This is a genomic window from Psychrobacillus vulpis, assembly GCF_006861825.1.
GTDB lineage: Bacteria > Bacillota > Bacilli > Bacillales_A > Planococcaceae > Psychrobacillus > Psychrobacillus vulpis.
In genome coordinates, this window is sequence record NZ_VDGI01000019.1 from 1 (window position 1) to 12,971 (window position 12,971).

7 protein-coding genes and 4 pseudogenes are annotated in these 12,971 nt (G+C 36.4%); 5 read left to right on the top strand and 6 right to left on the bottom strand.

Annotated elements, in window-relative coordinates:
• Positions 1-197: 197 nt before the first annotated feature.
• From FG384_RS15415 to FG384_RS15425, 3 genes are all read right to left on the bottom strand, one after another.
• Positions 198-743, bottom strand: coding sequence for a histidine phosphatase family protein (locus FG384_RS15415; RefSeq protein WP_142643537.1), 546 nt, complete (start codon positions 741-743; stop codon positions 198-200).
• Between the two features lie 153 nt (positions 744-896).
• Entirely contained in the window at positions 897-2,090 is a 1,194-nt protein-coding gene (gene chrA / locus FG384_RS15420) for a chromate efflux transporter (RefSeq protein ID WP_142643539.1), read from the bottom strand.
• Positions 2,091-2,106: 16 nt separating this feature from the next.
• Entirely contained in the window at positions 2,107-2,415 is a 309-nt protein-coding gene (locus tag FG384_RS15425) for a PadR family transcriptional regulator (RefSeq protein WP_142643541.1), read from the bottom strand.
• Positions 2,416-2,647: 232 nt separating this feature from the next.
• Here FG384_RS15425 and FG384_RS15430 point away from each other — a divergent pair.
• A pseudogene (locus FG384_RS15430) lies at positions 2,648-2,776 on the top strand (JAB domain-containing protein); the annotation flags it as partial.
• A gap of 1,188 nt (positions 2,777-3,964) precedes the next feature.
• Here the strand turns inward: FG384_RS15430 and FG384_RS15435 are convergent.
• A complete protein-coding gene (locus tag FG384_RS15435) occupies positions 3,965-4,822 on the bottom strand; it encodes a cupin domain-containing protein (RefSeq protein WP_420849971.1) in 858 nt (285 codons plus the stop codon).
• Positions 4,823-5,198: 376 nt separating this feature from the next.
• Here FG384_RS15435 and FG384_RS20455 point away from each other — a divergent pair.
• The 3 pseudogenes from FG384_RS20455 to FG384_RS20465 all read left to right on the top strand — a co-directional run.
• Positions 5,199-5,761 (top strand): annotated as a pseudogene (locus tag FG384_RS20455) (IS3 family transposase); the annotation flags it as partial.
• 102 nt (positions 5,762-5,863) lie between these two features.
• A pseudogene (locus FG384_RS20460) lies at positions 5,864-6,007 on the top strand (DDE-type integrase/transposase/recombinase); the annotation flags it as partial.
• Positions 6,008-6,016: 9 nt separating this feature from the next.
• Positions 6,017-6,661: pseudogene (locus tag FG384_RS20465) on the top strand (IS3 family transposase); the annotation flags it as partial.
• Position 6,662: 1 nt separating this feature from the next.
• Here FG384_RS20465 and FG384_RS15450 read toward each other — a convergent pair.
• A complete protein-coding gene (locus tag FG384_RS15450; protein ID WP_142643548.1) occupies positions 6,663-7,427 on the bottom strand; it encodes a purine-nucleoside phosphorylase in 765 nt (254 codons plus the stop codon).
• Between the two features lie 878 nt (positions 7,428-8,305).
• Here FG384_RS15450 and FG384_RS15455 point away from each other — a divergent pair.
• The gene (locus FG384_RS15455; RefSeq protein WP_142643550.1) at positions 8,306-11,467 is read left to right on the top strand and encodes a DEAD/DEAH box helicase; all 3,162 of its coding nucleotides are present in this window, start codon (positions 8,306-8,308) and stop codon (positions 11,465-11,467) included.
• A gap of 104 nt (positions 11,468-11,571) precedes the next feature.
• On the opposite strand, the gene FG384_RS15460 is transcribed toward FG384_RS15455, so the two are convergent.
• On the bottom strand, positions 11,572-12,855 hold the full coding sequence (locus FG384_RS15460) for a DNA cytosine methyltransferase (protein ID WP_142643552.1): 1,284 nt from the start codon (positions 12,853-12,855) through the stop codon (positions 11,572-11,574).
• Between the last annotated feature and the right edge of the window lie 116 nt (positions 12,856-12,971).

Below are 12,971 nucleotides of genomic sequence, written 5' to 3' on the forward strand. Positions count from 1 at the left end.
CTGTCTACGCTTAAAGGCTAATGTTACCAGTAGCCCTCCAAGACTCGCTACGAGTGAATGGCTAGTTCTTTCTCGGCGGGAATCCCACCCGCTATATGATACGACCTAAGCTCGGCCGCACAAGCACCCGTTAGTTTAAGTAAAATTCTTCACATACTTTTTTAAATAAGGTGGTAATTAAGTTTGAACAGATATATCTAACACCCTAATTTACTTAAATCCGATAAAAATAATTGACCAAATACTTCATAACCGTTTCCTATTCCACTAGGTTTTACAATAACTGTCCCCATATTTGGTATTTGACCTAAACCTATTCCTTTTGGAAAACTATGAGCAATTATAATATTATTTCTTCCCTCTTCTGGCTTTAATTCCAGCACTGACTGAAGACCATTCAGTATTCTTTGTTTGTCTCCACTTGGTAAATTTCCAGTCAACCTATATACATCAACCCAAAAGGGATCAACTTGAACATTCCCACTCCCAAATGCTAACTGTGCTGTTTCAATGGTCCTACAAAAAGGACTTGAAGCAACAGGGTATTTAATCGGAATTCGTAAATATCGGAGAATATCTCCATAGTAAATAGCTTCCCTACGTCCCTTTTCAGAAAGATTTCTTTGGGTTAAACAGTTTTGAAAATTTAAATTAGATAAATCTCTTCCAACGTTTGCTTCTCCATGCCTTGAATAGAATATAAATCCTCCTTTTCTAAGGGAATCAAGTAATGATCTATTCAAGCAATCTTCTCCTTCCATTTAAACATCTTAGTTTACTGCTAATGTATGTTATTCAAGTTGGATTATTTACAAATAAAAAACAAACGGAAATAATAAAAACTTTTTCCGTTTGTTTTTAAGATTTAAGAATATATAATTTTCGTATGAATAAAATTAAATGAGTGTCATTAGTGCTCCACCTATAGCTCCAGAAACCACAATAATCCAAGGTGGAAGTTTCCAATAGGCAAGCATGCTAAATAAAATTGTAGCTAGAGCAAAATCAACAGGTGCCAAGATTGAACTTGTCCAAATCGGAAAATAGAAAGCAGAGATTAAAATTCCGATAACTGCTGCATTTACGCCCATTATTGCACCTTTAATTTTAGGATTGTTACGTAAACTATCCCAAAATGGTAACGCACCAAGAATAAGAAGGAAAGCAGGTAAGAAAACTGCAAGCGTTGCGACTAAACCACCCTGCCAACCTTTCATAACGGTTCCCAAATAGGCTGCAAATGTAAATAGGGGACCAGGTACTGCTTGTGTAGCACCATAACCTGCTAAGAATGACTCTTCGCTTATCCATCCAGTTGGTACAAGTTCCTGTTCTAATAAAGGCAAAACGACATGACCCCCACCGAAAACTAAAGAACCTGAACGATAAAAGCTATCGAACATAGCTACCCAATAGGATCCAGTTACTTCTTTGATAACCGGTAAAAGAAATAACAAACTGAAAAATAACAGTAGACAAATCACCGAAACCCTTTTAGCAATTGGGAAGTTCAATCTAGCTTCTTCGACTTCATCGTGTTGTTTAAATAAAAGAAACCCAAAGAATGCAGCGATTAAAATGACACCTACTTGAGTAAAAGCTGATTGCCAAAGAAGTGTACCTATTAGTGCAAATATAGCGATGGCTTTTCTTTTCAAATCAGGCGTCAAGTTTTTGGCCATACCGATAATAGCATGTGCAACTACCGCTACTGCCACAATTTTTAATCCGTGTATCCATCCAGCATTTCCGATATCAAATCCAGTGAGCAGTAAAGCAAAAAGGATAAGTGCAATAACTGAAGGTAGCGTAAACCCAATAAAAGATGTAATTCCACCTAATACACCTGCCCGCATAACGCCTATACCGATCCCCACTTGGCTACTGGCCGGACCAGGTAAGAACTGAGATAAAGCAACTAAATCCGCATAACTTTTTTCATCCATCCATTTTCTTCTTCGTACATATTCTTCATGAAAATACCCTAAATGAGCTGTTGGTCCACCAAAAGATGTAAACCCAAGTCGTGTTGAAACTAAAAATATCTCCAATAGTGATTTAAATCCCCTATTGCGGTTAGTTTTATTCATTGTTGACTCCTTTTTGTTAGTCTTTGATTTCTTTGAAGAGTTCATATGCCTTTTTCCTGGCTTCAATAAGGACTAGATCTCCTTTTTCAGTTGTTGTGTAATACTTTCTGATTTTCCCATCCACGTTTCTATCTTCTCTTATTAGCAGTCCATCTGACTCCATTGAATGTAATATAGGATAAAGAGTACCAGAACTGATACTATAACCGTGTTCCCTAAGCTCTTCTAACATCCATACGCCGAATATGGGGTGTTCTTTTGCATGGTGTAATATGTGAATGTGAATAAAACCAAGAAAAAGCTTTCGCAGTACTTTGTCTTCCAATTTGTAACCTCCTAGATGATGAATGCCAATATTTAATATCAATATTGATTTTCGATATTAACAACTTAGCATCTTATTCCTTATTTACCTAGACTAAATAAGGAAATTTACATATTCTTAACATTCCATTTCACCGAATCAAAACGACTTTGAAGACAAGACATGTAGTTAAAGTAGAGTGACTGTTCTTATAATATTTTTTTTACTTTACTATTGATATAATTGTTCGCCAAGTAACGAGGATATTGAAATCACAAAACGCATACAAGAAGCCGGTATACTACTAGGAATCGAAATACTTGACCATATCATTGTGACACCAAGTACGTTCTTAAGTCTGAAAGAAAAAGGATATATGTAACTACTTTCTTTTAATGGTCTCTTGTTCATAAATATTTTCAATATACTAATAAAGAGCATAATAAATGATATTGTTTGAACAAATAAAAAACCTCTAAGGAAATCAAAATTATTACTGTCAGGGGAGTCTATTGCCATTCCTCCTATAAATACAGAAAATGGAAGGGGAGGACATTCACTCCTAAACTAAGAAAAAGAAATGACAAATATTTATTTTAGTCTTTGTCGCCTCTACCTTCATAAGTAAAAATATTGCAAAGACTACAATAATAATTACAACTCCATAAACAATATTCTTATTTTAACCTGCCCTTTGCTCGAAATAGTAGCAAATCGACAATGGCATTCTTTCTCTTCTTCAACTAACCTGCTCCGTTAGTTCAATAACAAAAAAGAGCCGTCTTAGCAGCTCAATGTTCTGTAACTAAAGCACCCGTTAGCCATCCATGCAGCAAAAAAAACGCTGCACCACAGAGGATGAAAATTATTTCAGAACGGGTATAGATTAGTATGGCTGGCAAAGAAGGTCGATGAACTATGGTGCCATAGAGCCCATCCGTTAGTCTGACTCCAACGACCACGGTGCATCACAGACAGTCGCACTCTATACGAGTAGCACTCATGGGAGATTAATCCTACTCTGGTTATTGCACCAGCCATGCCTTTATTCTAAGAAGAATGGAGTTGGTTCCTGATTTACTTTTTAACTCAATATAATCATTCTGAAGGCTCAGCCTTTTTTTAAAAAAAGCTTTTTCTGAGTCTCTTTTGTTATGCAAGTTTATAGATTTTGAGCATTTTTTAATTTTCATGGGAGTTTAAGTACAATCCTTCACAAACTCACCTAAATTTTAACATTAATATACAGATTACTTTAAAGGCGTTTTTCAATTATATGCCCTAATATGAAAATGGGCGCTTATCTATGTTTCAGAATAGCACCCTTTAATTGAATAACTAATATGATCTCTATCATAAAATCAATTATTTCTTCTTTCCCTAAAGCCTCTTTATCTACTGTAGATTTTTCTACCGTATTTCACGTAAGTAAAGATATCAAAAGTGCCAGTAGTTTAGTACATTCTTTCACAATCTATTCTATAGTTAGAGGGGGTTCGCCAAACTGACAAAACGTTACCGTTATGAGAAACTTTTTAAATCCATCCATTAGTTTATCTATTACATTATTCTACATATTTTTACTTTGTTGAAGAAGTTTAGATTTCCCTGTCCTTTCCCATCCTTCCACAGTCTCATATGCTTTTTTAGGAGAAAATCCTTTTCCTACAAGAACCCCCATTAGAATAAATTCTTGAAGAATATGAGTAGCATTTATTCCTCTTGTAACATCCTCCAATCCTTCATTTACCAAAAATTCAGTGTACCGTACCCATTCATCTGGACTCTTACCAGAAATAACTGTCTTTCCATCGCTATGACTGTTTTCTTGTTCAGCAGCCATCGCATCTGCTTTCGTAGGATGAACAGTTCCGAATGGGTGGTTAGGCGGAGCATATATCGAATAAAGCTTTATTGGAATGTTACCTGTATTTGTTAGATTATGCCATGTTCCAGCAGGTATCATGATTGCAGAATCATCATATACATTTCTTCTAAAATTTAAATTATCTTTACTCTTGCCCATTTGGGTAATACCCTGACCCTGTTCAATACGTAAAAATTGGTCAACATCAGGATGCATTTCTAGTCCAATATCTTCTCCGGGATTTAGACTCATTAATGTAACCTGCAAATGATTTCCAGTCCATATCGCAGTACGATAAGTATTGTTTTGTTTTGTCGCTTCATTAATATTAATGACAAATGGGTTAGCTCCAAAATCTTTTAACATTCCTCTTCCATTACCATTAGAAACACGATAGGAATCAAGTGGATTTGCATGAATTGTCCCATAAGGATAAGTCCAGTAATTCGGGTTTCCACCATAATTACATGACATATTTCCATAATAAGGGCTTTGATTTAGATACCCATAAGGAGTATAATACACTTTCTTCAATCCCTTCACAGATTTATGTACTATCATATGCTCCTATTTTAGAAACGTCCTTTTTAAAATATTAATAATGACTTTGAAGACATTAATCAAACATTTGAAGATTCAAAAACAGGAATAACAATTAAACCAATTGTAAAAATTGCACAATAATTAGATACCATAAAATCCATATTAGAATAAATAAATCGCACATAATAGACTTATCTAATATGTGCGTTTTTCTTATATGTACCCAATTCCTTCTATATTTTTTACCTTATCCTGCCCCTTTAGTTAAATAAGAAAAAGAGCTGCATAAGCAACCCCATATTCTTTAACTATAGCACCTGGATAGTCTACACTTAGTTGGACAATCAAATTAAGGGCAAGTAGAATAATACACAATAAGTGAGGAGAATCTACTATGCCCCAAAAAAGAAGAACGTTTTCTACAGAATTTAAAAAGCAAGTTGTAGCTCTATATGAAAATGGGAAAAGTCGTCAAGAAATTGTCCGAGAATATGAATTAACTGCCTCTGCATTAGATAGATGGATTATGCAATTCCAACAGTCTGGTTCTTTTTCAGAAAAAGATAACCGATCTCCGGAAGAGCAAGAATTAATGGACTTACGAAAAAGAAATAAACAGCTTGAAATGGAAGTGGATATTTTAAAGCAAGCCGCGCTGATAATGGGACGAAAATAAATGTGATCGAACAAAATCGACACAAATATTCGGTATCAGCAATGTGTGAAGTCCTTCAAATAGCTCGTAGTACTTTTTATTATGACACAGGAATAGCAGTTCAAAAAGAACAAGAAAAGTTAGAAGAAGAGCAAGAATTAAAAGAGAAAGTGCTGGTGATTTTCCAGGAAAATCGGAAAGTATACGGAACCAGACGAATAAAAGATGCATTAGAAAAAGCTAATCAAACTGTTTCAAGACGACGTCTTGGTCGTTTCATGAAAGAGCTTGGAATTGTATCTAAATACACGCAAGCTTCTTATAAACCAATGTCTACTCAACCAAATGAGGAGTCTGTTTGTAATGTGTTAAATAGAGAATTTCAAGTAGATAAAGAGATGTCCGTTTTAGTAAGTGATATAACCTATGTGAAAGTCAGCAATCGTTGGAATTATATCTGTTTTTTAATAGATTTATATAATCGAGAAATCGTTGGGTATAGCGTCGGAGAGAAAAAAGACGCAGCTCTAGTTCAACGTGCCTTTGCATCAGNAGAAAAAGCTAATCGAACTGTTTCAAGACGACGTCTTGGTCGTTTCATGAAAGAGCTTGGAATTGTATCTAAATACACGCAAGCTTCTTATAAACCAATGTCTACTCAACCAAATGAGGAGTCTGTTTGTAATGTGTTAAATAGAGAATTTCAAGTAGATAAAGAGATGTCCGTTTTAGTAAGTGATATAACCTATGTGAAAGTCAGCAATCGTTGGAATTATATCTGTTTTTTAATAGATTTATATAATCGAGAAATCGTTGGGTATAGCGTCGGAGAGAAAAAAGACGCAGCTCTAGTTCAACGTGCCTTTGCATCAGTTAAGTATCCACTTGGTCAGGTAAAAGTCTTTCATACAGATCGTGGATCTGAGTTCAAGAACGTTGGAATTGATGAGCTGTTAAGTAAATACAAGATTAAACGATCACTTAGCCAAAAGGGTAACCCTTATGATAATGCGGTGGCAGAGGCGACATTTAAGATATTAAAAATAGAACTTATCAACGGATCGCACTACCCTACCCTTGAACAGCTGTCTCTTGAACTGTTCGATTACGTCAATTGGTACAATAACATTCGTACGCACAGCACACTAGGCTACCTAAGTCCGGTAGAGTACAAATTCGCTTCCCTTAAAAAAGTTGTTTGATTTAGTGTTGACATACCACTTCATCATGATTTAATGGTTGGTCTAATATTCCACAAGCCATATTAGTTAAGCAAGAAATACCAAGTACTTTCATACCTCCATGAGTGGCTACAATAGCTTCTGGTACTGTTGACATACCTACAGCGTCAGCACCTAGTGTGCGGATCATACGGATTTCTGCTGGCGTTTCATATGTAGGTCCACTCCACCAAGCATAAACACCTTGCTGTAATGAAATATTTAGATCTTTCGCTACTTTGCTTGCGGTATTACGGAGTTCCACGTTATAGACTTGTGATAGATCAGGGAAACGAGTTCCCAATTCATCATTATTTGGTCCAATTAATGGGTTAGTTCCAACTAAATTAATATGGTCCGTGATTAACATTAAATCACCTGGGTTAAAGCTTGTATTAACGGCTCCGCAAGCGTTCGTAATGATTACACTCTCTATACCTAACGCTTTCATTACACGTACTGGAAAGGTTACTTCATCCAAAGAAAAACCTTCGTAATAATGGAAACGACCTTTCATAGCTACTACGATCTTGCCATTTAATTCTCCAATAACAAGTTCGTTCGCATGACCAATTGCTTCAGATTTTGCAAAGTGAGGAATTGAGCTATATGGGATTTTAACTGGGTTCTTAATTTCATCAGCAAGACTTCCTAAGCCTGATCCTAGTATCATTCCAATGACAGGACGATGGTCAGTCTTACTCATAATGAAATCTCTAGTTTCTAAAATATCTTGGATGTTGTGCATCAATAATTCCTCCTTGAAACGTTACGTTTAAGTGTAGTACAAAAAATAATACAAAAGCTAACTACACAAAAGCATATTATCAATAAGAGTTTAATGGAGAGAATAACTATTGTAAAGAAAACTACATAAATATCTATATGTACTAAACTTTTTAAGGCACAGTCCTTATAAGTTCGTTATTAATACGAGATGTATAATATGTATTGGCACCAAAGGAAATGAAATTTGAAACTGTCACTATAGGAGTTTACAAAACTATTAAATGTGCATCATAATGAAAGTTTGATGAAGAATTTGTAAAACATAATCTTGTACAATAATGCTTGCAGCTTTAATTAGTAGTACCGTTCGTGTGAGAGAGTGAGGTTGGGGTAAAATAAATAAGTAGATATCTCTACCTGACACAAGTAGAAATATCTACTTTTCTATGTTTCCAAGTTTCAGTATAAATCTATAATCTCTCCTATGCGACAATTGTTTGTAATAGCAGCGTCAATAACTCTTCTAATGTTTCTGGTAATTGTTCTGGTAAACTTATTGGATTTTTCATTTCTATTCCTCCTCGAATCTTTTATTCTATTAACAATATAAGCAATCTATTTCGATTTTATACATAAATTAAGAAGATAATATAAAAAAAGTTGATAGTCTCTTCAAAAAGAGATTATCACTTATAATTATAGAAAAAAGGAAAGTGGTTATAATCTCCGTTCACATAGAGGTACACTAACTACATTAGATAGTTACTCTATTACTTAACTATCTAATTTAAGTAAATGGTTCTACCTTATTATGAGTAAATCCCTCATTCCTGTTCAAACGTGCTAAGATATAACCAAATAAGAGACTAACGATTGTAATCGAGAAAGGATTAGAAAATGAATTTTTCGATGAGCGAAACGAAGATTAAGAAGTTATGTGGTGTTACTGCCTCTAATAAAGGGAAAACTTATTATCAGACGGGAAAGGTAAATCTTCACTCCTATCAACAAGATAGTTTAGAGATTGAAGCAAGTGTGAAGGCTGGCGATGATTTTGATGTCACGGTGAAAGCTGGTTCAGATGGGAAAGTCACAGCTGTTTGTACTTGCCCACCGATTGGGTTTGTGAATACATACTGTCAACATATTGCAGCTGTCCTGTTCGCTATTGAAGAAAAGCACCAAGTGGAAAAACATCTGGCTGCTAGAATGCTTGATTTATTTGAAAATAGATCTTTACATCCTACTGGAAAGCAACTGCATTTTGACAAGAGACAGACGCTACATGTGGAATTTGCATGCCAATCAGTATTTCTTGGAGAAGGGGAGTATGTGTTCGGAATACAAATGAGGGCTGGTACTAATGCATTGAATGAAATCGCGTGTATAACGAAATTTCTCGATGGAATAGGGCAAAGAGAACCGTTCGAATATGCACCAGGTTTGTTGTATGCACCGGAGCTTTACAGTTTTCCAAGAGAAACAGATGAAGTCCTGCAATTCCTAATGAAAAGTCAGCGTGTGAATATTAAAGATCTCTCTCAAGAAGATTTGCTGCTAATTTCCGCATCCGATTGGGAGCAGCTCCTTCCTTTATTAGCTCAGGCACCGTTGGTAAGATTCATGCAGAATAGATTAATTTATGAAGGAATTCAGTTTGGTAAAGAACTGTCGTTAAGTTTTGAATTTGATGAAGTAAATACGGCTGACTATCAACTGAATGTTAAAGGACTTGACCAAATAATTGTTTTCAAAGCTTACGGTTACGCATTTTCAGATGGTAAATTGTACAAGTTATCTCCAGAAGAATGCAGCAGACTGGCAGAGTTGAAAGAAATGCTTGAGCAGTCTGGGAAGCACAAGCTTGTCATCACGGAGAACCAAATAGATCATTTTATGGAAAAGGTTATACCAGGCTTGATGAAGCTTGGGCAAGTGAATATTGCAGAATCCGTTTTGAAAAGAATGGGGGAAACTCCACTTCGAGTCAAGTTGTTTCTAGACCGGGTAAAACACCGATTACTAGCAGGTTTGGAGTTCCATTACGGTCACCTAATCATCAATCCTTGTGAAGAAACAGAGGAGACATTCTCGCATTATCCTGGGATTAGACGTCAGCGTAAGAAGGAACTGCAAATCATTAATGTACTCCTAGAAAACTCATTTACACAAACACCTGGTGGATTTTACTTATACGATGAGGATGCAGAATATCATTTTTTGTATCATGTACTTGCAGGGATGGAAAAATGGGTTCAGATTTATGCTTCGACAGCTGTGAAAATGCGTGTTCAGAAAGTATATACGGGGCCAATGATAAAAGTGGAAGTGAAGGAACGGATGGAGTGGTTGGAGTTCCGTTTCGATCTAAATGGAATTCCAGAAAAGGAAATCCAAAACCTGATGGCATCAATTGAAGAAAAGCGAAAGTTTTACCGAATTCCGAATGGTAATTTAGTATCGTTGGAAACACCAGAATTTTTGGCACTAGCCAATTTCATAAATGATATGGGGCTATCTAGCGATAATATCGGAGAAGAAATACGAGTTCCGTTAATTCGTGGGATGCAATTAGTCGATTCTTTGGAACAAGGAGATTTAGTAGATCCCGGAGAAAACTTTGCAAAGCTAATGAAGGATCTAAATAATCCTGAAAGCTTGGATTTAAATGTTCCTATACCTCTAACATCTATACTTCGAGATTATCAAAAGGTAGGTTTCAGATGGTTCAAGCTACTATCTAAGTACAAATTCGGGGGAATTCTAGCGGATGATATGGGACTCGGTAAAACGCTGCAAAGCATTGCGTTCATCGAATCGGTGCTTCCAGATGTACGAGAGCGAAAATTGCCAGTATTAATCGTATCTCCAGCCTCACTCATTTATAACTGGAAGAACGAATTAGAAAAATTCACTTCGCATATAAACGCGCAAATTATAGACGGGAACAAAGTAGAAAGAAGTACATTATGGAAGGCATCTTCGGGAATGGATGTGATTATCACTTCTTATCCGTCATTACGGATGGATACAGACCTTTACCGCAAGCAACTCTTTCATACAGTGTTTTTGGATGAAGCTCAAGCTTTCAAAAATCCAATAACTAAAACGGCAAAGGCGGTAAAAATGATTCAAGCCGAATACCGATTTGCACTCACAGGAACGCCAATAGAGAACTCGTTAGATGAACTTTGGTCCATTTTCCATGTTGTGTTTCCCGGCCTATTGCCAGACAGAAGAGCCTTTAGCGAATTAAGACGAGAAAATATTGCAAAACGTGTACGTCCATTTATTTTACGCCGCATGAAAAAAGATGTTCTGAAAGAGTTGCCGAATAAAACTGAAACAATTCAATTCTCCGAGCTACAAGTTGAGCAGAAAAAATTATATGCTGCTTATTTGGCCGAACTGAAACACGACACTTTAAAGCATTTAAAGAAAGGGGATTTAAAAAGGAATCGAATAAAAATTTTAGCCGGACTAACAAGACTTCGACAATTATGTTGCCATCCCGGTCTATTTGTGGAGGGCTACACAGGAAGCTCCGCAAAATATGAGCAATTGATGGAAATCATAGAAGAATGCCGGAACTCAGGAAGACGAGTGCTCGTCTTTTCACAGTTCACTCAAATGCTTGGCATTATCAGAAGGCAACTTATACGTCAGGGCACACCTTACTTTTACCTAGACGGCCAAACTCCACCTGCCGATCGCGTCGAATTGTGCCATCGTTTTAATCAAGGGGAAGGAGATTTATTCCTCATATCTTTAAAAGCAGGTGGCACCGGCTTAAATTTGACGGGAGCAGATACTGTCGTACTGTATGATCTATGGTGGAATCCAGCAGTCGAGCAACAAGCAGCCGATCGCGCCCACCGAATGGGACAGGAAAATGAAGTGCACGTCATTCGTTTGGTGGCAAAAGGAACGATTGAAGAGAAGATAAATGAACTGCAGCAGAAGAAGAAAAGTCTTATTGATGAAGTTATACATTCGGATGGAGATGGAATGGCTACTATGACTGAGGAAGATATTCGGGAGATTTTGATGATTGAGTGAGGGGATTGACTGGTTGATGGGGAGTAGTTAGATTAGAAAAATTATTAATCAAAAAAAGATAGAGTAAGGATTCTTAAATGAACCTCCCTCTATCTTTTCTATTATTAAATCTCAATCTCATCAAACAGACTTAATTGTTGGGACGTACTACGATTATTAATAATTTTATCTAGGTTTTTTGCACTCCATTGTGCAATGGGAGAAGCAATAGATCGAGCTAGTTCGACGGGAACGGCATTGCCAATTTGTTTGTATATTTTATCAAGTCTACCATTTTTACTAATACTTAAATTGTTGCCTTCAGAAAATAGGAACCAGTCTGGGAATGTTTGAATACGGGCAATTTCTTTAACGGAAAGGCGTCTATGCATACTCTCGCCGCCAGGTAATACCCATTGATCTGGACCTGTTTTTTTCATGGCTTCACCACTAGGATGTAAGGGTGCTTGTCTACCTGATGCTTGAATGGTAAAACTTTGCTCGCCCCAAGTTTTTTTACGATTTCGAGAAAGGTAGATAGGTGAAAAGCTACCTTCATAACATTCACCAGGATTAGTTTCTAGATCACGGATGGCATCATGCAATGTGACAAAAGGTTGCTCGCCCTTTCCACCCCCATGTGTAGGAGCAGGGAATTGATAGTCAAAATCAATGTCTTCGCGAACACCTACGATGAACACACGTTCACGAATTTGGGGAATACCGTAATCGCGTGCGTTGACGAGTTTATATTTTACCTTATAACCAGCTGACTCAAAATCTTGAATAATTTGTTTAATGACCTCCCCTTTGCCTAGGGTAAGCATACCCTTGACGTTTTCTGCAATGAAGAAGCTTGGTTTGGTATTAAGAAGTGCGCGTATAAAATGGATATAAAGAAAATTTCGCTCATCATCAATTAAGCGTGGACCTGCTTCGCTAAAACCAGGGCATGGAAAACCACCTAATACGATATCGCAATTTGGGAAATCCTTTATTTTTCTAATATCTTTTTCATGTTGTACGATTGTTTCGGGGAAGTTTAATCTATAGGATTGGTTGGCTTCCTTAAACATATCAATGGAATAAATGGTATGAAAAATACTTTCATGTCTACTATTCAAGAAACCATCTCGTGTTTCCAATAATTCATTTGTTTTTTCTCTTCCAAATATAGCGTCAAGACCTGCCAACTCAAATCCTAGATCCAATCCACCACAGCCTGAAAACAAACTGACTAAATTTAGTTTATATGTTTTTCTGTCGAATACTTCTAAGTAATCTTTAGATAGTAGCTGAGCACTGAGTTGTTCTTGTTGAATTTTATCTAGTAATAAGTTTTTTACTTGTTTTTCATCATACTCTTTTAGAGGACGAAACTTAGCTCTGCCCCGTTCTGCAATCTTCATAAGTTAGCACCTCCGATGTTTAATGTTTATTTTAACACTTTTAATAAGAAAAGGCCACACAAACAATTTGTATAATATTTCTAACAACTACGATAGAATAATAGGTAATAGGAGGG